15 protein-coding genes and 1 pseudogene are annotated in these 20,407 nt (G+C 72.2%); 5 read left to right on the top strand and 11 right to left on the bottom strand.

Annotated elements, in window-relative coordinates:
- On the top strand, window positions 1-370 hold a 370-nt coding region (locus tag STRAU_RS19300), incomplete at its 5' end, for a helix-turn-helix domain-containing protein (protein WP_037660429.1).
- Window positions 371-401: 31 nt separating this feature from the next.
- On the top strand, window positions 402-533 hold the full coding sequence (locus tag STRAU_RS40370; RefSeq protein ID WP_016642050.1) for a LuxR C-terminal-related transcriptional regulator: 132 nt from the start codon (window positions 402-404) through the stop codon (window positions 531-533).
- 63 nt (window positions 534-596) lie between these two features.
- Here STRAU_RS40370 and STRAU_RS19295 read toward each other — a convergent pair whose 3' ends face one another.
- A complete protein-coding gene (locus STRAU_RS19295) occupies window positions 597-1,184 on the bottom strand; it encodes a TetR/AcrR family transcriptional regulator (protein ID WP_016642048.1) in 588 nt (195 codons plus the stop codon).
- Between the two features lie 123 nt (window positions 1,185-1,307).
- Here STRAU_RS19295 and STRAU_RS19290 point away from each other — a divergent pair, with 123 nt between their 5' ends.
- On the top strand, window positions 1,308-2,873 hold the full coding sequence (locus tag STRAU_RS19290; protein ID WP_016642049.1) for an MFS transporter: 1,566 nt from the start codon (window positions 1,308-1,310) through the stop codon (window positions 2,871-2,873).
- Here the strand turns inward: STRAU_RS19290 and serA are convergent.
- The 6 genes from serA to STRAU_RS19260 form a co-directional block, all read right to left on the bottom strand.
- Window positions 2,870-4,474, bottom strand: a complete 1,605-nt coding sequence (gene serA / locus STRAU_RS19285) for a phosphoglycerate dehydrogenase (RefSeq protein WP_016642046.1) — start codon at window positions 4,472-4,474, stop codon at window positions 2,870-2,872. The genes STRAU_RS19290 and serA overlap by 4 nt on opposite strands.
- A 289-nt stretch (window positions 4,475-4,763) precedes the next feature.
- Entirely contained in the window at window positions 4,764-5,762 is a 999-nt protein-coding gene (ilvC, locus tag STRAU_RS19280) for a ketol-acid reductoisomerase (RefSeq protein ID WP_016642045.1), read from the bottom strand.
- A 158-nt stretch (window positions 5,763-5,920) separates the two neighbouring features.
- Window positions 5,921-6,445 (bottom strand): acetolactate synthase small subunit, encoded by a 525-nt coding sequence (ilvN, locus tag STRAU_RS19275; protein WP_016642044.1) that lies wholly within the window; start codon window positions 6,443-6,445, stop codon window positions 5,921-5,923.
- A gap of 34 nt (window positions 6,446-6,479) precedes the next feature.
- Window positions 6,480-8,336, bottom strand: coding sequence for an acetolactate synthase large subunit (locus tag STRAU_RS19270; protein ID WP_016642043.1), 1,857 nt, complete (start codon window positions 8,334-8,336; stop codon window positions 6,480-6,482).
- Between the two features lie 240 nt (window positions 8,337-8,576).
- Complete coding sequence (locus tag STRAU_RS19265) at window positions 8,577-11,666, bottom strand: putative bifunctional diguanylate cyclase/phosphodiesterase (protein WP_016642042.1); 3,090 nt, start codon at window positions 11,664-11,666, stop codon at window positions 8,577-8,579.
- A 589-nt stretch (window positions 11,667-12,255) separates the two neighbouring features.
- Window positions 12,256-13,203, bottom strand: a complete 948-nt coding sequence (locus STRAU_RS19260) for a 2-hydroxyacid dehydrogenase (protein WP_037660426.1) — start codon at window positions 13,201-13,203, stop codon at window positions 12,256-12,258.
- Window positions 13,204-13,309: 106 nt separating this feature from the next.
- On the opposite strand from STRAU_RS19260, the gene STRAU_RS19255 reads away from it, so the two are divergent.
- The gene (locus tag STRAU_RS19255; protein ID WP_016642039.1) at window positions 13,310-14,308 is read left to right on the top strand and encodes an aldo/keto reductase; all 999 of its coding nucleotides are present in this window, start codon (window positions 13,310-13,312) and stop codon (window positions 14,306-14,308) included.
- A gap of 280 nt (window positions 14,309-14,588) precedes the next feature.
- Entirely contained in the window at window positions 14,589-15,773 is a 1,185-nt protein-coding gene (locus STRAU_RS19250; protein WP_203227435.1) for a PQQ-dependent sugar dehydrogenase, read from the top strand.
- 9 nt (window positions 15,774-15,782) lie between these two features.
- On the opposite strand, the gene STRAU_RS19245 is transcribed toward STRAU_RS19250, so the two are convergent.
- The 4 genes and pseudogenes from STRAU_RS19245 to STRAU_RS19230 form a co-directional block, all read right to left on the bottom strand.
- Window positions 15,783-16,007: a DUF6191 domain-containing protein gene (locus STRAU_RS19245; RefSeq protein ID WP_016642037.1), complete on the bottom strand. Its 225-nt coding sequence runs from the start codon at window positions 16,005-16,007 to the stop codon at window positions 15,783-15,785.
- A 221-nt stretch (window positions 16,008-16,228) separates the two neighbouring features.
- Window positions 16,229-19,311 (bottom strand): annotated as a pseudogene (locus tag STRAU_RS19240) (helix-turn-helix transcriptional regulator).
- Window positions 19,312-19,405: 94 nt separating this feature from the next.
- Window positions 19,406-19,582: a hypothetical protein gene (locus STRAU_RS43020; protein WP_203227434.1), complete on the bottom strand. Its 177-nt coding sequence runs from the start codon at window positions 19,580-19,582 to the stop codon at window positions 19,406-19,408.
- 151 nt (window positions 19,583-19,733) lie between these two features.
- Entirely contained in the window at window positions 19,734-20,348 is a 615-nt protein-coding gene (locus STRAU_RS19230; RefSeq protein ID WP_016642034.1) for a hypothetical protein, read from the bottom strand.
- Window positions 20,349-20,407: the final 59 nt, after the last annotated feature.

The raw sequence follows: 20,407 nt of genomic DNA, 5'->3' as shown, positions 1-20,407 counted from the left end.
CGAGACGTGGGCGGCCTGGGGGGAGGCCACGGCGGCGGCGCGCGCGGCGCTCGCGGAGCCGCGGTTCGCGCCGCTCGCGCGGTGGTCGGACATCGGCCCCTACCGGCTGCTCACGGCACTGCCCCCGGAGGCGGTGTACGACACGGTGGCCCGCGAACTGCTCTCCCCCACCCACCGCGAACTCGCCCGCACCGCCGAGGTGTTCCTCGACCGCGCGGGCCAGGCGGGCCGCGCGGCGGCCGAGCTGGGCATCCACCGCCAGACCCTCTACTACCGCCTCTCGCGCGTGGAGCAGCTCACGAAGCTGGACCTGGACGAGGGCGAGGACCGCCTGCTCCTGCACATGATCCTGAAGGCGTCACGGCTGTAGGGGCCCACCTCAACCGGCGGGCGCCCGGCAGGTGAGGCTCGGCCTGGAGACGGTGAAGACACACGTCGGGAACGTACTGACCAAGCTCGGCGCGCAGAACCGGACCCACGCGGTGGTGATCGCGTACGAATCGGGTCTGGTGGTGCCGGGGTTCACGGGCTGACGCGCGACGCGACAGCCGGGTTCACAGGCTGACGCGCAACACGACCCGCGAGATCACCACCTGCTAGAGCCCCTCCCGCCCCGCCCGTTCCATCACCCGCCGCAGTCCCTCCGTCAGCTGCGCCGCGTCCGTCGCCGACTCCGGGTCGAAGAGCCACTGCACCATCAGCCCGTTGAGCAGCGTCGTATAGAGCCGCCCCTCCGCGTCGAGGACGTCGTCGCCGAGCGTGTCCTCGTCGATGTCGAGCATCAGCGCGGCCACGCCCGCGCGCCCCTCCCGCTGCGCCTTGGCGACGAGTTCGCGCACCCCGGGCAGCCGGTCGCCGTAGGTGACGAACTCCAGGCTGAGCATCCACACACCCCGTGCCTCGGGGAACGTACGGATGACGTTCCCCCACACCTCCTGGAACCGCTCCAGCGAGCCGCCGGGCGCCGCGCCCGCGTCATCCACCGGATGGAAGGCGTCGCCGATGGACTCGATGAGCGCGATGTACGCCTGCGCGAGCAGGGCGTCCTTCGAGCCGTAGTGATAGCCGATGGACGCGAGATTCGTGCCCGACTCCTTGACGATGTCGCGCGCCGTCGTGCGCACGAACCCCTTCTCCAGCAGGCAGCGCTGGGCGCCCTCCAGCAGATCCTCACGGTGTCCCATGCGCCGACTCTACCCAGAATCCAGACGCTCGTCCTACACGCTCGTCCTACACGCTCGTCCCACACACTCGTCCTACACACTCGTTCTAGACAACTGTTTTATACGTCCGTACAGTCCCTGGGCATGGCTACGAATCCGACGCCCGCACGCGCGGGCCGCAGGGAATGGACGGCCCTCGCCGTCCTGATGCTGCCGCTGCTGCTCGTCTCGATGGACGTCTCGGTCCTCTACTTCGCGGTCCCCGCGATCAACGCGGACCTGGAACCGACCGGCACCCAGCAACTCTGGATCTTCGACATCTACGCCTTCGTGCTCGCCGGACTGCTCATGACCATGGGCTCGCTCGGCGACCGCGTGGGCCGCCGCAGGCTGCTGCTCTGCGGCGCGGCGGCCTTCGGCGCGGCGTCCCTCACCGCCGCCTACGCCGACAGCGCCGAACTCCTCATCGCCGCCCGCGCCGTCCTCGGCATCGGCGGCGCCACCCTGATGCCGTCCACGCTCGCGCTGGTGCGGACGCTGTTCCGCGACGCCGGGCAGCGCGCGACGGCGATCGGCATCTGGTCCGGCGTGATGGTGGCCGGCATCGCGCTCGGCTCGGTGCTGAGCGGGCTGCTCGTCGAGTTCTTCTGGTGGGGCTCGGTGTTCCTGGTCAACCTGCCCGCGATGGCGCTGCTCCTGGTGCTCGCGCCGGTCCTCATCCCGGAGTCCAGGGACCCGCGTCCCGGCCGCTTCGACCTGCTGAGCGTGCCGCTGTCACTGGCCGCGGTGCTTCCGGTCGTGTACGGCCTCAAGGAGATCCCCTCCGAGGGTGTCCACGTGGAGTACGTCGCGTCGCTCGCCGTGGGCCTCGTCTTCGCGGCCCTGTTCGTACGCCGCCAGCGCACCGCCGCGTCCCCGCTGATCTCCCCCGCCCTGTTCCGCGGGTCGCGCGGCTTCGCTCCCGCCGTCGTCCTGAACCTCGTCTCGTCGTTCGCGATGATGGGTTCGGCGTACTACACGACGCAGTATCTGCAGTCCGTGCTCGGCAAGAGCGCGATGGAGGCCGCGCTGTGGGCGCTGCTGCCGTCGGTCCTCATCGGCTGCGCGGCGCCGGTCGCGACGGCCCTGGTGCGGCGGGGCACGGACCGGGCGTACGTGGTCGCGGGCGGCTTCGCGGTCGCGGCGTGCGGGTACGGGCTGCTGCTGCTCGCGGACACCGACGCGCTGTGGACGGTGCTCGCGGGGGCGGGGGTGCTCGCGTGGGGGGCGGTGGTGGTCGGCTCGCAGCTCACCGACTTGGCACTCGGGTCGGCGCCCGCGGAGAAGGCCGGGGCGGCGTCCTCGCTCCTGGAGACCGGCCAGGAGTTCGGCGGGGCGCTCGGGATGGCTGTGCTCGGGTCTGTCGGGACGGCGGTGTATCGCGACGAGATGCCCGCGGGGGCGCCGGACGCGGCGCGGGAGACGCTCGGCGGCGCGCTGGCCGCCGCCGGTCACCTGCCGTCACCGGCGGCCGACGCGCTCGCCTCGGCGGCGCGGTCCGCGTTCACCAGCGGTATGCATGTCGCTGCGCTGGCGGGGGCGGGAATACTGCTTGCCGCAGCCGGGCTGGGGGCGTGGGCCCTGCGAGCCCAGGGGGCTCCGCCCCCGGACCCCCGCTCCTCCGATACGGGGGTCCAGGGGGCGGAGCCCCCTGGTTACGGGACCCCCTAGTCCGCCAGGTTGACCGAGCGGGCCGACGCCGCCCCGATCTCCTCGGACAGCTCCGCGAGGACCGGCAGCGGCACCGTGTCGTCGACGGTGAGAACGGCGAGCGCCTCACCCCCCGCATCGGCCCGCGCAACCTGCATCCCGGCGATGTTGATCCCGGCCTCACCAAGGACGCGCCCCACCGTTCCGACGACCCCGGGCCGGTCCGCGTACCGCAGCACGACCATGTGGTCGGCGAGCGCCAGATCGACGTCGTACTCACCGACGGCCACGATCTTCTGGTGGTTCTTGGGCCCGGCCAGCGTGCCGGACACGGCGATCTCCTCGCCGTCGCCGAGGGTGCCGCGCACGGTGACCACGTTGCGGTGGTCGGGCGACTCGGAGGACGTGGTGAGCCGCACCTCGACACCGCGCTCCTGCGCGAACAGCGGCGCGTTGACGTACGAAACCGTCTCGTCGACGACGTCCTCGAACACGCCCTTCAGGGCGGACAGTTCGAGCACCTTCACGTCGTGCTGGGTGATCTCGCCGTACACCTCGACGTCGAGCCGGGCGGCGACCTCGCCCGCGAGCGCGGTGAAGATCCGGCCGAGCTTCTCGGCCAGCGGAAGCCCGGGGCGCACGTCCTCGGCGATGACGCCGCCCTGGACGTTCACCGCGTCCGGCACCAGTTCACCGGCGAGCGCGAGGCGCACCGACTTGGCGACGGAGATGCCCGCCTTCTCCTGCGCCTCGTCGGTGGAGGCGCCGAGGTGCGGGGTGCACACGACCTGGTCCAGCTCGAAGAGCGGGGAGTCGGTGCAGGGCTCCTTCGCGTACACATCGAGGCCGGCGCCCGCGACGCGGCCCTCCTTGAGCGCCGAGTACAGCGCCTCCTCGTCGACGATGCCGCCGCGCGCGGCGTTGACGACACGCACGGACGGCTTGACCTTGTGCAGCGCCTCGTCGCCGATGAGGCCGAGGGTCTCGGGGGTCTTCGGCAGGTGCACGGTGATGAAGTCGGAGACTTCGAGGAGCTCGTCCAGCGAGAGGACCTTCACGCCCATCTGCGCGGCACGCGCGGGCTGTACATACGGGTCGTACGCCACGACCTTCATGCCGAAGGCCGACATGCGCTGCGCGACGAGCGCGCCGATGCGGCCGAGGCCGACGACGCCGAGCGTCTTCTCGGCGAGCTCCACGCCGGTGTACTTGGAGCGCTTCCACTCGCCGTTCTTCAGGGCGGTGTTCGCCTGCGGGATGTTGCGCGCGGTGGCGACGATCAGGCCGCAGGCGAGCTCGGCGGCGGTGACGATGTTCGACGTCGGGGCGTTGACGACCATGACGCCGGCCTTGGTGGCGGCGGAGACGTCGACGTTGTCCAGACCGACGCCCGCGCGGGCGACGACCTTCAGCTTGCGCGCGACGGCGATGGCCTCGGCGTCGACCTTGGTCGCGGAGCGGACCAGGATCGCGTCGACGTCGACGAGGGCGGGCAGCAGCTCGGCGCGGTCCGCGCCGTTGCAGTGCCGGATCTCGAAGTCCGGGCCCAGGGCGTCGACAGTGGCGGGCGACAGCTCTTCAGCGATGAGTACGACCGGTTTGCCGTTGGCAGCAGTGCTCACGTGAGTCCTCACAAGTCCCAATGCGGACGGCCGTCCCGACGGCCGCAGGCGGTGGAGGTGGCTAGCCGCGAAGACGCACGACGCTGTGGGCCTGACGCGAATGTGGTTTGCAGTGTAGTGGCGCGTACGGGGGCCTGATGCGCCTCACCGGAAGGATCACCCGCACGTGAAGATTCAGCCCCTCCGGCGATTGAGGAGCGGGGTCTGGGGCGGAGCCCCGCGACAGTACGCAGGACAACGGCGCGGGCACGGCACCAGAGGAACTGGCCCCGTACCCGCGCCGCACGGCTTACGCCTCCTCGTCGACCCAGGACATCAGCTTGCGCAGCTCCTTGCCGGTGGTCTCCAGCAGGGACTCGGCGTCCTGCTGCTTGTACTCGTTGTACTTCTTCAGACCGCCGTGGTACTCGGCCATCCAGTTCTTGGCGAACGTGCCGTCCTGGATCTCGGCGAGGACCTTCTTCATCTCGGCCTTGGTGGCGTCGGTGATGATGCGCGGGCCGGTGACGTAGTCGCCCCACTCGGCGGTCTCGGAGACCGACCAGCGCATCTTCTCCAGGCCGCCCTCGTACATGAGGTCGACGATGAGCTTCAGCTCGTGCAGGCACTCGAAGTAGGCGATCTCCGGCTGGTAGCCCGCCTCGACCAGGGTCTCGAAGCCGGCCTTGACCAGCGCGGCCGTACCGCCGCAGAGGACGGCCTGCTCGCCGAAGAGGTCGGTCTCGGTCTCCTCGGTGAAGGTCGTCTTGATGACGCCCGCGCGGGTGCCGCCGATGCCCTTGGCGTACGACAGGGCGAGCTCGAAGCCCTTGCCGGTCGCGTCCTGCTCGACCGCCGCGATGCACGGGACGCCGCGGCCCTCCTCGTACTGGCGGCGCACCAGGTGGCCCGGGCCCTTGGGGGCGACCATGCAGACGTCGACGCCCGCCGGGGCCTTGATGAAGCCGAAGCGGATGTTCAGGCCGTGACCGAAGAACAGCGCGTCGCCGTCCTTCAGGTTGTCCTTGATGGACTCCTCGTACACCTGGGCCTGGATCGGGTCCGGCACCAGGATCATGATGACGTCGGCTTCCTGGGCGGCCTCCGCGGGCGTGACCACGCGCAGGCCCTGCTCCTCGGCCTTCGCCTTGGACTTGGAGCCCTCGTGCAGGCCGACCCGCACGTCCACACCGGAGTCGCGCAGCGAGAGGGCGTGGGCGTGACCCTGGCTGCCGTAACCGATGACCGCGACCTTGCGGCCCTGGATGATGGACAGGTCGGCGTCGGCGTCGTAGAACAGCTCGGCCACTGGAAATCTCCTATGTGTGCTGATGTTGCGTCCCACCGTACGGCGGGCGGGGTGAGGGAAGTTGTCGGGTCTCGCTATCCGGAACCTGTGCCCCGCGCGCGGGAGCGATGCGGTCTCCCGCGCACAGGGACAGTCTCGCGGGCGGCGCTGGAGCGCCGCTACGCGGATCGGTCGAGCGCGCGCAGACTGCGGTCCGTGATGGAGCGCGAGCCGCGGCCGATCGCGATGGTGCCGGACTGCACCAGCTCCTTGATGCCGAAGGGTTCGAGCATCTTGAGCATGGCTTCCAGCTTGTCGCTGCTGCCGGTGGCCTCGATGGTGACCGCCTCCGGGGAGACGTCCACGGTCTTGGCGCGGAACAGCTGGACGATCTCGACGATCTGCGAGCGGGTCTCGTTGTCGGCGCGCACCTTGGCGAGGACGAGCTCGCGCTGCACGGCCGCACCCGGCTCGAGTTCGACGATCTTCAGGACGTTGACCAGCTTGTTGAGCTGCTTGGTGACCTGTTCGAGCGGGAGGTCCTCGACATTCACGACGATGGTGATGCGGGAGATGTCGGGGTGCTCGGTGACGCCGACGGCCAGGGAGTCGATGTTGAAGCCGCGGCGGGAGAAGAGTGCGGCGATCCTGGCCAGGATGCCGGGGGTGTTCTCGACGAGGACCGAGAGCGTGTGCTTGGACATGGGAGTCATGGCGGGTGGTACCTCTCCTGGGCTCTCAGTCGTCTTCGTTGTCGCCGAAGTCGGGGCGCACGCCCCGCGCTGCCATGACCTCGTCGTTGGAGGTGCCGGCGGCCACCATGGGCCAGACCTGGGCGTCCTCGTGGACGATGAAGTCGATGACGACGGGCCGGTCGTTGATGGAGTTGGCCTCCTCGATCACCTTGTCGAGGTCGGCCGGGTCCTCGCAGCGGATCGCGTGACAGCCCATCGCCTCGGACAGCTTGACGAAGTCCGGGACCCGGGTGCCGGCGCTCGGCTGCTTGCCGTCCGCGTCCGGGCCGCTGTGCAGCACGGTGTTGGAGTAGCGCTGGTTGTAGAACAGCGTCTGCCACTGGCGGACCATGCCGAGGGCGCCGTTGTTGATGATGGCGACCTTGACCGGGATGTTGTTCAGCGCGCAGGTGGTCAGTTCCTGGTTGGTCATCTGGAAGCAGCCGTCGCCGTCGATCGCCCAGACCGTGCGCTCGGGCTGTCCGGCCTTTGCGCCCATCGCGGCCGGGACCGCGTAGCCCATCGTCCCGGCGCCGCCGGAGTTGAGCCAGGTGGCGGGCTGCTCGTACTGGATGAAGTGCGCTGCCCACATCTGGTGCTGGCCGACGCCCGCCGCGAAGATCGTGCCCTCGGGCGCCAACTGGCCGATGCGCTCGATGACCTGCTGCGGCGAGAGCTGCCCGTTGTCCGGGTGGTCGTAGCCGAGCGGGTAGGTCTCGCGCCACCGGTTGAGGTCGGCCCACCAGGCGGTGTAGTCGCCGGTGTGGCCGGCGGTGTGCTCGGCCTGGATGGCCTGGACGAGGTCGGCGATGACCTCGCGGGCGTCGCCGACGATCGGGACGTCGGCGGCGCGGTTCTTGCCGATCTCGGCCGGGTCGATGTCGGCGTGCACGACCTTGGCGTACGGGGCGAAGCTGTCCAGCTTGCCGGTGACGCGGTCGTCGAAGCGGGCTCCGAGGGCGACGATCAGGTCGGCCTTCTGCAGCGCGGTGACGGCGGTGACCGCTCCGTGCATGCCCGGCATTCCCACGTGCAGCGGGTGGCTGTCGGGGAAGGCGCCCAGTGCCATCAGGGTGGTGGTGACGGGCGCGCCGGTGAGCTCGGCGAGGACCCTCAGCTCGGCGGTGGCCTGCGCCTTGATGACGCCGCCGCCGACGTAGAGGACCGGCCGCTTGGCGGCGGTGATCAGCTTCGCGGCCTCGCGGATCTGCTTGGCGTGCGGCTTGGTCACCGGGCGGTAGCCGGGCAGCTCCTGCTGCGGCGGCCAGGTGAACGTGGTGCGCGCCTGCAGGGCGTCCTTGGCGATGTCGACCAGGACCGGGCCCGGACGGCCGGTGGAGGCGATGTGGAATGCCTCCGCGATGGTCCGCGGGATGTCCTCGGCCTTGGTGACCAGGAAGTTGTGCTTGGTGATCGGCATGGTGATGCCGACGATGTCCGCCTCCTGGAAGGCGTCCGTGCCGATCGCCTTGGAGGCCACCTGGCCGGTGATCGCGACGAGCGGGACGGAGTCCATGTGGGCGTCCGCGATGGGCGTGACCAGGTTGGTGGCACCGGGGCCCGAGGTCGCCATGCAGACGCCGACCTTGCCGGTGGCCTGCGCGTACCCCGTGGCCGCGTGGCCGGCGCCCTGCTCGTGCCGGACGAGGATGTGGCGCACCCGGGTGGAGTCCATCATCGGGTCGTACGCGGGGAGGATCGCGCCTCCGGGAATGCCGAATACCGTGTCGGCCCCGACTTCCTCAAGAGAACGGATCAGCGACTGCGCGCCCGTGACGTTCTCGACGGAGACGGTCTGCGGTCCTGAGGATCGGGGCCGCGGCTGCGGATGGGCCCCGGTGGCCTGCTCGGTCATCGGCATTCTCTTCTCGAAGCTGAGGGTTGATGCGGGGGTCTTCGCGGGGGGTTTGCCAGGGTTTGGCAGGTGCCAGTGCAACAAAAAACCCCTCGTGCCGTGGGGCAAGCGAGGGGAGCGCGCCGGGTGCGGTCGCTGGGTCTCCGGTGTCCGGACCGGGGCGTCCCAGCTTCAGCCGACGCGCTTTCCAAGTACGAGAATTCGGGTGCGCATGGCTCTGACCCTCCCTCCGGCGCGCCACACCTGTCAAGTAGGTGGGACGGGCGTCTCATTATGTGAGCGGCCGTAGGAGCCGGATCCGGCCGCGTACGCCGCGCCCGTGCCGCCGAAGGGCGTGGTGGGTCCGCCGAACGGAGTGGGGGATTCGCCGTACGCCGCCGTGGCGGCCTTGAAGGCGGGCGCACCCTCCCCGTAGACGGCGGGCTCGACGGTCGGGCCGCCCACGCACACCGGCTCGACGGGGGCGCCCGGCACCGGATACTCGCCCGCCGCCAGGGCCCGGCGCAGCCGGTATTCGTCGAGCGGACCGGAGAAGGCCATGCCCTGACCATGGGTGCAGCCCATCGCGCGCAGGGCGATGACCTGCTCGGGGAGGTCCACGCCTTCGGCGACGGAGCACAGTCCCAGGTCGCCCGCGATCCGCAGCAGCCCGGCGGTGATCTTGTGCAGCCGCGCGGACTCCACGACGCCCTCGACCAGACCGCGGTCCAGTTTCAGTACGTCGAGGGGCAGTCGGCGCAGTGCGGTGATGGCCGCACTGCCACTGCCGAATCCGTCCAGCGCGATGCGGACGCCGAGGCGGCGCAAACCGGCCAGGCGGCGCTCCAGGTCGTCGAGCGAGACCCGAGGGTCGCTGTCCGCGAGCTCGACCACGAGTCCACCGGAGGGCAGCCCGTGCCGGGTGAGGAGCGCCTCGACGGAGCCGAGCGGCTGGGAGCGGTCGACGAGGCGGCGGGCGCTGACCCGCACGCAGACGGGCACGGCGTGGCCGGTCTGGGCGCGCTCGGCGGCGTGCTCCACGGCTTCTTCGAGGAGCCAGCGGCCGAGCTCGGCGGCGCGGTCGCCGCCGTCGGCGGGGCGCAGGAACTCGGCGGGCGTGAAGAGGATGCCCTGGGCCGAGCGCCAGCGCGCCTGGGCGGCGACGGAGGTGATGCGGCCGGTCTCCAGGGACACCACGGGCTGGTGGAGCAGCACGAACTCGCCGTCGTGCAGGGCGCTGCGCAGCCGTGTGGCCAGCTCGGCCTTGCGCGCCACGTCGGCCTGCATCTGGGGGGCGTACAGCTCGACGCGGCCCTTGCCCGCGGCCTTGGCGCGGTACATCGCGAGGTCGGCGTTGCGCAGCAACTCCCCCGCGCCGACGCCCGGTTCGGCGAAGGCGACGCCGATGGACGCGGCGACCCGGACATCGTTGCCGTCGATGTCGTAGGGCTGGGAGAGGCGGATTCTCAGACGGTCGGCGAGCTCGAAGATGTGCTTCTCGCGCGCGACCTGGTCGCGGGTGCCGTCGCCGACGATCAGGGCGGCGAACTCGTCGCCGCCGAGCCGGGAAGCGGTGTCGGAGGCGCGGACCGCCTCCTGGAGCCGCTGGGCGGACTGCACGAGCAGCGCGTCGCCCGCCTGGTGCCCGATCGTGTCGTTGACGGCCTTGAATCCGTCGAGGTCGATGAAGAGGACTGCCGTGCCCCGGTCGGTGACTCTGCGACCGCCGAGCGCGGCGGCGACTCGGCGGGTGAAGAGTGCCCGGTTGGGCAGGTCGGTGAGCGGATCGTGCTCGGCGTTGTGCTGCAACTGGGCCTGGAGGCGCACGCGTTCGGTGACGTCACGGCTGTTGAAGATGAGGCCGCCGTGGTGGCGGTTGACGGTGGACTCCACGTTCAGCCACTCGCCGCAGCCGGACTTGAAGCGGCACTCGATGCGGGTGGTCGGCTCCTCGACCGGGTTGGCGGCGAGGAAGCGGCGCACTTCGTGGACGACGCGGCCGAGGTCCTCCGGGTGGATGAGCGTGGCCAGTTCGGAGCCGACGAGTTCGTCGGCCTCGCGGCCGTAGACTCCGGCCGCCGCCGGGCTGACGTACCGCAGGATGCCGCTCGGCGCGGCGATCATGATGACGTCGCTCGATCCCTGCACGAGGGACCTGAAGTGGTTCTCCTTCTGGGCCAGTTCCTGGGTGAGCGTGATGTTGTCGAGCAGCATGATGCCCTGGCGCACCACGAGCGCGAGGACGACCGTGCCCGCGGTGAACAGCACCACCTCGTCGACGCTTCTGCCGTTGAGGACGTTGTAGAGGATCCCCAGGGTGCAGACGGCGGCGGCCAGGTAGGGCGTGAGGGCGGCGAGCGATCCGGCGATGGGGCGGGTGGTGGCGTACCTCCCGCGGTTGTCGCCGCGCTCGCCCGGCCGGTCGTCGTGCTCGCGGCCGCGGACGTCGAACCGGGCTCTGCCGTACACCCGGGACGCCGCGCGTGCCGGGCTCTCCTCGGCGCGGGCGGGCCAGGGCGCGGCCCAGGGGGCGTACGCGAGCAGCAGCGAGCCGGCGAACCAGCCCGCGTCGAGCAGTTGCCCCGAGCGGTAACTGGCGTGCAGCAGCGGCGAGGTGAACAGCGCGTCGCACATCACCGTGAGGGCGAGCGCGCCGATGGCGGTGTTCACGGCCGTGCGGTTGGCCGAGGACCTTCTGAAGTGCAGCGCGAGAACCATGCTGACGAGCGCGATGTCCAGGAGCGGATACGCGAGCGACAGCGCGGCGTGCGCGACGCTGGGGCCCTCGAACTGCGCGTTGTGCGCGAGGGCGAGGCTCCAGGACAGCGTGAGCAGGGAGCCGCCGATGAGCCAGGCGTCCAGGCCGAGGCACACCCAACCGGCCCGCGTGACGGGCCGCTTGGCGAGCACGAGCAGCCCGATGATGGCGGGCGGCGCGAAGCACAGGAAGAACAGGTCCGCGATGCCCCGGTCCGGCACGGGCACCTGGAGGACGACCTCGTACCAGCCCCAGACGCCGTTGCCGCAGGCCGCCATCGCGGAGGAGAGCGCGAACAGCAGCCATGCGGGTCGAAAGCGGCTGCGGCGGGTACGGGAGTACCGGTAACAGGACACGGCGGCGGCCGCGGCGGCGGCGCTGAGCCCGAAGTCGCCCATGATCAGGGCGAGTCGGCCGGAGCCCCAGCCGAGCGCGGACCCGGTCGCGTACCCCCCGCAGACCAGCAGCAGGACGACCTGGGAGAGCAGTCCGGCACCGCCGCCGGAGGCCGGGCGCCGGGCCGTCGGCGTCCCCGGCGGCGGCACGGGCGACCCGAGCCTGCCCTCCAGGACGGTCGCGGAGGCCGACTGCCCGCTCACCGGCCCGCTCCCCTCGGCGCGGCGGTGTCCGGCGCGGGGCCGCGGCAGGGCGGGCTCGCCGTACGCGAGTCGCCGAACTGCCGGGCCGTCCGGCGTGGATACGCGCATGACGGCGTCGTACGCGGCAAGCTGGTGCGGGTTCGGCTCCTGCGGTCTGGGCCCACGCCCGACGGGTTCGGCCGCGAAGGGCTCGTACGCGACGGGTGGGTGGGTGGCGAAGTGACACCGGGCGGACGCGGACGGTGTCGGCCGGACCGGCGCAGAAAGTGCAGGAGTCGCTGGCGCCCGGCACTGGGCCGGCGTCTGCGAGCTGGTGTGCGCGAGAGTCGCAGGCGGTGGTCCCGCCGCGTCGGATCGTTCGCCCATAGGCCGTGCATCGCCCGTCGCCCCCCTCGCAGTCCTGTTGCTCACATCCCCGGCGCCGAACGGTGCACGGCGCAGCCCCTGTCGGGACGATACACCAGTCTCGTCACTCAGGGACAGGGTCGCTCTACTCTCCGTGACTGTCAGCGTCAATGCGGACACGCGGCGCACGCGGGCGGCTGCGGAGCGTGCGGATATCGGGGCTCCCCGGCTCCGCGCCCCTCGGCTAGGACGTCGTCAGGACGACGTTGACGAGCGGCTCCCCGGCGGCACAGCGGTTCACCTGACCCGACAGCAGACGCTTGGCGCGGGGCAGGAACGCGGACGTCGGCCCGCCCACGTGCGGGCTGATGAGCACGCCGGGGGCCTGCCACAGCGGGTGTCCGGCGGGCAGCGGCTCCGGATCGGTGACGTCCAGGGCGGCGGTGAGGCGGCCGCTCTCCAGCTCCGCCAGAAGCGCCTTGGTGTCGACGACGGGGCCGCGGGCGACGTTCACCAACAGCGCGCCGTCCTTCATGCGCGCCAGGAAGTCCGCGTTCACCAACCCGCGCGTGGAGGTGGTGAGCGGGGTGGAAAGGATCACGACATCGGCCTCCGGGAGCAGTCGAGGCAGTTCGGAGAGCGGATGCACGAGCCCGCGCTCCGTGGTGCGCTCGGAGCGCGCGACGCGCGCCACCCGCGCACACTCAAAGCCCGCGAGCCGGTCCTCGATCGCGGAACCGATCGATCCGTACCCCACGATGAGCACGGACTTGTCGGCGAGCGCCGGATTGAACCCCTGGCGCCACTCCTGCACCCGCTGCCCCTCCACAAAACGCGGAATGCCCCGCAGGGAGGCGAGCGTCAGCGTAAGGGCCAGCTCGGCGGTGCTGGCCTCGTGCACCCCGCGCGCGTTGCACAACTGAACACCCGGAGGGAGCCGCTCGACCGCGGACAGCACATGGTCGACGCCCGCCGTCAGGGTCTGCACCACGCGCAGGGACGTCATCGCGGGCAGCGGTCGCGCGCAGACCTCGGGGTCGATCATGTACGGGACCGCGTAGAAGACGCAGTCGGCGGGGTCGGCGGGATAGTCGCCGCCGTTCCAGTATCGGTAGGTGAGACCTCCTTCGGAGGTGGCGGGCAGTCCCTCGATCTCGGACGCTTCCACTGGCAGCCAGACGTCGCTTGTCATGGTCAGGAGGCTAATGCGCACAGGCCGCACGCGGCGCGCCCGGGCGCAGAGGTTACGTTGGGGGCCGCCGGGACGAAGATCACCGGACAGGGGAGGGTACGGCCAGGTGGAGCGCAGGACGATCGGCGCCGGAGCGCTCGCAGTGGGCGCCGTCGGGCTCGGCTGCATGCCGATGCACTGGGCGTACACCGGCTCGCGGCAGCGGGGGGACGCCTCGCTGCGGACCGTGCACGCGGCGCTCGACCAGGGTTCGTCGCTCCTCGACACGGCGGACATGTACGGGCCGTTCACCAATGAGCTGCTGCTCGGCCGGGTACTCAGGGAACGGCGCGCGGACGCCTTCGTGTCGACGAAGTGCGGGCTGCTCGTCGGCGAGCAGCACATCGTCGCCAACGGCCGCCCCGGCTATGTGAAGCGGGCCTGCGACGCGTCGCTGCGGCGCCTCCAGACGGACACCATCGATCTGTACCAGTTGCACCGCGCCGATCCCGAAGTGCCCGTCGAGGAGACGTGGGGCGCGATGGCCGAGCTGGTGACGGCGGGCAAGGTGCGGGCGCTCGGGCTGTGCGCGGTGGGGGCGCGCGCGGGCCGCAGGGCGGGGGTGCGCACGGGGCTGCACGACGCCACGATCCGGCAGCTGGAGCGGGTCCAGCAGGTGTTCCCGGTGACGGCGGTGCAGGCCGAGCTGTCGGTGTGGTCGCCGGAGGCGCTGGAGTCGCTGCTGCCGTGGTGCGCGGCGCGCGGGGTGGGGCTGCTCGCGGCGATGCCGCTGGGGAACGGTTTCCTCACCGGCACGCTGACGCCCGGCCAGGGTTTCGAGCGGGACGATCTGCGGGCCCGGCACCCGCGCTTCACCGCCGAGATGATGGCGGCCAACCAGCCGCTGGTGGTGGGCCTGCGCCGGGTCGCCGAGCGGCACGGCGCGACGCCCGCGCAGGTGGCGCTGGCTTGGGTGCTCGCGCAGGGCCCGCAGGTGGTGCCGATCCCCGGCGCCAAGCGGGAGCGCTGGGCACGGGAGAACGCCGGGGCGGCGGGGGTGCGGCTGACGCGCGAGGACCTGGCGGCCATCGCGGCGCTGCCGCCCGCACAGGGCTCTTGGGACTGACCGTCCCCGTACGTTTCGGCGGGCACTGACCGTCCTATACGCGTCGGCGAGGGCTGAGCATCCCCGCCGACCGGCCGGACTCGCGGCCCTCGCCGACCGGGGCCCGTGGGCCCGGGGGACTCACCGCCCCACTGCGGCCCGGCGGGCGCACCGTCCAAACCTTCGGCCGGACGGCCGCGCCCCCGCGAAGCTGATCGGAATTGGGGCGCGGTGGATGGGAACCCGAGGGGCGGCTGCGGTGTATGAACAGTAGAAGCGCCGCGTCGAAGGGATCCTGATCGTGCTCTCTGCCCAACGTTCCGCTGTCACGGCCGCATTGGCCGCTGCCGCGCTGCTGCTCGCGACCGGGTGCTCGTCCGACGACGACGGCGGCGACCCGGGAGACGGCAAGAGCGCCGAGTCGAGATCCGCCGAGACGGGCGCGGCGCCGTCGGGCGATGCCGCCGAGGCCCCGCCGGAGAAGGGCTCCGCCGAGGTCACCAAGACGCTCGCGACGGACCTGAAGTCCCCCTGGGGCCTCGCCCCGCTGCCCGGCGGCGACCTCCTCGTGTCCTCGCGCGACGAGGGCACCATCACCCGGATCGACGGCGAGAGCGGCAAGAAGACCGAGGTGGGCACGGTCCCCGGGGTCGCCCCCGCCGGCGAGGGCGGCCTGATGGGCCTCGCCCTCTCCCCGACGTACGCGTCCGACCACCAGGTGTACGCGTATTTCACCACCGACTCCGACAACCGCATCGCCCGGATGCTGTACGACGAGAAGAAGCCCTCGGGCCGGCAACTGGGCGCACCCGACACGGTGTTCAAGGGCATCCCGAAGGGCGTGATCCACAACGGCGGCCGGATCGCCTTCGGCCCGGACAAGATGTTGTACGCGGGCACGGGCGAGAAGGGCGAGACGGACCTCGCCCAGGACAAGAAGTCCCTCGGCGGCAAGATCCTCCGCCTGACTCCGGACGGCGAACCGGCCCCGGGCAACCCCTTCGCCGACTCCCCCGTGTATTCGTACGGCCACCGCAATGTCCAGGGCCTGGACTGGGACGAGGACAAGCGCCTGTGGGCCTCGGAGTTCGGCCAGGACACCTGGGACGAGCTGAACGAGATCAAGGCCGGCGACAACTACGGCTGGCCGGAGGTCGAGGGCAAGGGCAAGGGCGACGACGGAGGAGGCGGCTTCCACGCGCCGGTGGCCCAGTGGAAGACCTCCGAGGCATCCCCGAGCGGTGTGGCCTATGCGCAGGGCTCGGTCTGGATGGCGGGCCTGCGCGGCCAGCGGCTGTGGCGGATCCCGGTGCGGGGCGTGGGCGGCGAGCCGAAGACGGAGGCGTTCCTCACGGAGAAGCACGGCCGCCTGCGCACCGTGGTCGCGGCGGGCGGCGACAAGCTGTGGCTGGTGACGAGCGAGACGGACTCGCGGGGCACCCCCAAGAAGGGCGACGACAAGATCCTGGAGGTGCGGGTGAAGTAGCGGCGGCCGTCAGCCGGAGGCGGGGTCGCCGGGCTCCCCGGAACCCGAGCAGTCCCCGGAGTCCGCCGCGGCCTGCTTGGGCACCCGGACGACGACCGTCCCCGAGGACAGGTCGATCGGCCCGCGCCCGGGGTCGCCGTCGTCCACATCGACGCGGGACAGCTCAAGGCGCTTGTTTTCATCGTCCGTGTGCTTGCGCCCCGGGGCGAAGAGTTGCTCGAACACGTTGAACACTGCGCCTCCAAGGACCGGACGGGTGGTCCTCCTCCCAGCGTAAGCGAGCCCGCCGGAAATCTGCCGTGAGCGGCGCCCCGTGGGGGCGCGGGGCCGTGTAGATATGCGGCTCCGCCGCGTGGGCGCGCTCAGCGCAGGAAAAGCCGCAGACGCGGTTGCCGGGCCACCCGGCAGACGCGTCTGCGGCTTTGACACGGCTGGTCGCGCAGTTCCCCGCGCCCCTACGGGGCCCGGAAGAGCTGTAGGCGGTGCGCGAGCGCCGCCGCCTCGCCGCGGCCCGCGACGCCGAGCTTGCCCAGGATGTTCGAGACGTGCACGCTCGCCGTCTTCGGGGCGATGAAGAGTTCCTCGGCGATCTGGCGGTTGGTGCGGCCCGCGGTGACCAGGCGCAGGACGTCCCGTTCGCGGGAGGTCAGGCCGAGGGCCTCGGCGGGGTCGAGGGGCTCGGTCGGGTCCACGCCGGTGAGGGAGAGCCGGGCGCGCTGGGCGAGTTGGGCGACGGCTTCGGCGAGTGGGCGGGCACCCAGGTGCTCGGCGACGGTACCGGCCTGGCGGAGCAGTTCGGCGGCCCGGTCGCGGTCGGCGGCGCCACTGCCCGCGGCGGCGTTGGCCGTGAGCAGGGACTCGGCGAGGCGGTGGCGTACGCGGGCCAGGTCGTAGGGGCGCTCCAGGGGGGCGACGGCGGTGAGGGCGGCCAGCCAGTCGTCGGGGGTGGCGCGGTTCTCGGCGCGCAGGAGCTCGGCGCGGACCCAGAGTTCGTACGCCTGCCAGACCGGGACGGGGGCGGGCAGGGCCTTGGCGGTGGTGCGGATGAGGTGGAGGGTCTCGGTGCGGCCCGGTCCGGCGACGGGCAGGGCGCGGGCGTCGGCCTCGGCGGTGGCGGCGGCCAGGAGCAGCGGCCAGCCGTACCGCTGGGTGCCGGGCGGGAAGCCGGCGGCGACGGCCTGTGCGAGCTCGGCGCGGGCGTCGAGGATGCGGCCCTCCCCCGCGGCGACGCCGATGGCGACGCGGTGCTCCGGCAGGGAGTTCTGCGGCATCGGGTCGTGGGTGCCGAAGTGCTTGCGGGCGTCGGCGAGCCGGCGGGCGGCCTCGGCGATGTCGCCGCGGGCCAGCGCCAGATGGGCCAGGCGCAGGCAGGCGCCGCCGCGCGGCTTGGCGCTCAGGCCCGCGCGGCGGGCCGATGCCGCGGCCTCCTGCCAGCGGCCGAGGGCGTACAGCGACTCGGAGTGGTTGGCCCACATCCAGTGTTCGGACTCGAGCAGGCCGTATCGCTGGGCGAGGCCGATGCCCTCGTCGAGGAGTTCGACGGCCTCGCGGGAGCGGCCCACGCCTTCGAGGACGGACGGCAGGTTGATGTAGGCGCGGCCGACCGGGCCGACGCTGCCGCTCGCGAGCACCTGCTCCCGGACGTCGTACAGCTCGGTGAACCCGGCGTCGATGTCGCCCGCGTCGACCATCAGGCCGCCGAGGGTGAGGCGGGCGGTCAGCTCGATGTCGCGGGCGCCGACCATGCGGGCGTACTCCACGGCCTGTTCGGCGGCGGCGAACGCCTCCGGTCCCGGCTCGTGCAGCATCGACCAGCCGGCGACCATGGCGAGCACCTCGGCGTGCACGACCGACGGCGGATGGCCGCGTACGAGGTCCTGGGCGGTGGCGAGTTCCTTCCAGCCGTCGCCGCGGGCGAGGGTCTGCACGAGCCGGGAACGCTGCACCCAGAACCAGGCGGCGCGCAGCGCGTCCGGATCCGGCTCCTCCTCCAGGAGCCGCAGCGCCCGCTTGGTGATCTTCAGGGCGCGTTCGCGCTCCCCGCACAGGCGGCCCGCGACGGCGGCCTCGGCCATCAGGTCGAGATAGCGCAGCGGGGTGGTCTCGGGGTCGCAGCCGCAGGGCGGGTAGACCTCGGTGTAGTCGACGGGGCGGAGACGGAGACAGACGTCGTCCGGGACCTCGTCCCAGATTTCCATCGCCCGCTCCAACAGCCGCAGTTGCTCGGCGTAGGCGTGCCGGCGGCGGGCCTCGACGGAGGCGTTGAGGACGGCGGGCAGGGCCTTGGCGGCGTCATGGGCGTGGTACCAGTAGCTGGCGAGGCGGGTGGCGCGCTGGTCGGCGGCCACCAGCGACGGGTCGGCCTCCAGGGCGGCGGCGAAGCGGCGGTTGATGCGGGAGCGCTCACCGGGCAGCAGGTCGTCGCCGACGGCCTCGCGCACCAGGGAGTGCCGGAAGCGGTAGCCGTCGCCGCCGGGCGAGGGGATCAGGATGTTGGCGCCGACGGCGGCCCGCAGCGCGTCGATCAGGTCGTCCTCGGAGAGCCCGGCCACCTCGGCGAGCAGGTCGTACTCGACGGTCGAGCCGCCCTCCGCGACGATCCGCGCCACGCGCTGGGCGTCCTCGGGCAGTTCCTCGACGCGTACGAGGAGCAGGTCGCGCAGCGAGTCGGTGAGGTTCGCGCAGCTTCCGCCGTGCGAGGCGACGGCGAGTTCCTCGACGAAGAAGGCGTTGCCGTCGGACCGCTCGAAGATGTCGTCGACCAGCTTCGGCTCGGGCTCGGCGGCGAGGATGCCGGCCATCTGGCGGCCGACCTCGTCGCGGGTGAACCGGCCGAGCTCGACGCGGCGGACCGTACGCAGCCGGTCGAGTTCGGCGAGCAGGGGGCGCAGCGGGTGGCGGCGGTGGACGTCGTCGGCGCGGTAGCTGGCGAGCACGACGAGGCGTCCGTGGCGCAGCGTGCGGAAGAGGTAGGACAGGAGGTGGCGGGTGGAGGCGTCGGCCCAGTGCAGGTCCTCCAGGGCGAGGACGACGGTGCGCTCGGCGGCGATGGCCTCCAGGAGGCGTGCGGTCAGCTCGAAGAGCCGGGCCGTGGCCTCCTCGCCGTTCCGCCCGCCGGTGCCCGGCAGGGGTGCGGCGTCGCACAGCTCGGGCAGCAGCCGGGCCAGCTCCTCCTCCTGGCCGGCCGCCGCGGCGGCGAACTCGGCGGGCAGCTTCTGGCGCAGGGCGCGCAGGGCGGTCGAGAACGGGGCGAACGGCAGCCCGTCGGCGCCGATCTCCACGCAGCCGCCGACGGCGACGACCGCGCCGCGGGCGCAGGCTCCGGCCGCGAACTCCTCCAGGAGCCGGGTCTTGCCGACGCCCGCCTCCCCGCCGAGCAGCAGCGCCTGCGGCTCCCCCCCCCGGCCCCCTGCGGCTCGCCCACCGGTCCCGCCGTGGGGGCGGCCGCGCGGGCGAGCGCGTCGTTGAGTGCGCCCAGTTCGTCGGCCCGGCCGACGAACACCGGGCTGACTGACCTGGTCTCCACGGTCGTGAGCATGGCACAGACCTGGGGGTTCAGGGCAGCGCGTTTTCCGGTGGGCGAAACCGGGGTGGCCTCGGGTGGCGTACGCGCGGTCCGCACGTCCGGCCCGTCACGCGGCGCGTGTGAAGCGGTCCCTGACGGATGCCGGTATCACCCGCCCCTCGGTTTCGTGGCCGCGCTTCCGCTCGGCCTTGCGGGCCTGGCGGGCCTCACGGACGAGGCGGCGCCGCTCGGCCGCCTGCGCGAGCTCAGCGGTCCGCAGCTGGTGCAGTTCGTACTCGAACATGTCGTTCTCCTGGCTTCTCAGTGGTGTTCGTCATCGCTTTTTGCGATGCCTCCACTGTCGTCGGCCAGGGGGGTGCGGCACATCGGGAGAGTGCCGCATCTTGCGGGTGGTGGGGGCCTTAGGGCGGGGGTGGGGCCTTAGACGCACAGCGTCAGGCCGTCGACGGCAGCCCCAGGATGATGTTCGAGTACTTCGCGATCGCCAACGCGAGGCCGATCACGCCGAGCGCGACACCGGCCCACGCGACGGACTTGATCCACGGCGCCTGTACGCGCCCCGGGTCGCCGAACGCCGGGCGCAGCAGCACGGCGACGCCGGTCACCAGCGCCGCGAGTGCGAACAGGCCGCCGACCAGGGCCGTGGTCTTCCAGGAGTCGCCGTACACCTGCTGGACCTGCTCGGCGACGCTCGCGCTCTGCGAGGTCTTGAGCTGGCCGATGAGCGACTCGCGCGCCGACGCGACGGTGCCGAGCCAGCCGCCGGAGAGCCCGACGACGCCGAGCGCGGCGGCGACGACGGCGACGGCGCCCTGGCCGACCCCGGCGGACGCGGCGCCCTTGTCGGTCCCCGCCGCGTCCGCGCCGTCCTCGTCCTGCTCGAAGTCCTCGTCGTCCAGGGCGCCGTCGGCCCCGTCGGCCACGGCGGCCCCTTCGGCTACGACGGCGTCCTCGGTCTCCGCGGCCTTCCTGGTTTCCTTGCCCACCACCTCGGCGTCGGTGCTCTTCGCGTCCTTGAGGTCGGTCTCGTCAACTGCCTTGGTTCCCATGCCCCGCACCGTACGGACGGAGTCTGAGAACTCCCTTAACGCAGTGCCGCGCCCCGTAA

Source organism: Streptomyces aurantiacus JA 4570, assembly GCF_000414115.1.
Lineage (GTDB): Bacteria > Actinomycetota > Actinomycetes > Streptomycetales > Streptomycetaceae > Streptomyces > Streptomyces aurantiacus_A.
This window is presented reverse-complemented; position numbering and strand designations above follow the sequence as displayed.

What these genes read in the sequence shown, in the direction of transcription:
- STRAU_RS19295 (WP_016642048.1), bottom strand. Translation starts at nt 1,184, where the DNA reads ATGGGACACCGTGAGGATCTGCTGGAGGGCGCCCAGCGCTGCCTGCTG.
- STRAU_RS19290 (WP_016642049.1), top strand. Translation starts at nt 1,308, where the DNA reads ATGGCTACGAATCCGACGCCCGCACGCGCGGGCCGCAGGGAATGGACG.
- ilvN (WP_016642044.1), bottom strand. Translation starts at nt 6,445, where the DNA reads ATGTCCAAGCACACGCTCTCGGTCCTCGTCGAGAACACCCCCGGCATC.
- STRAU_RS19270 (WP_016642043.1), bottom strand. Translation starts at nt 8,336, where the DNA reads ATGCCGATGACCGAGCAGGCCACCGGGGCCCATCCGCAGCCGCGGCCC.
- STRAU_RS19260 (WP_037660426.1), bottom strand. Translation starts at nt 13,203, where the DNA reads ATGACAAGCGACGTCTGGCTGCCAGTGGAAGCGTCCGAGATCGAGGGA.
- STRAU_RS43020 (WP_203227434.1), bottom strand. Translation starts at nt 19,582, where the DNA reads ATGTTCGAGTACGAACTGCACCAGCTGCGGACCGCTGAGCTCGCGCAG.
- STRAU_RS19230 (WP_016642034.1), bottom strand. Translation starts at nt 20,348, where the DNA reads ATGGGAACCAAGGCAGTTGACGAGACCGACCTCAAGGACGCGAAGAGC.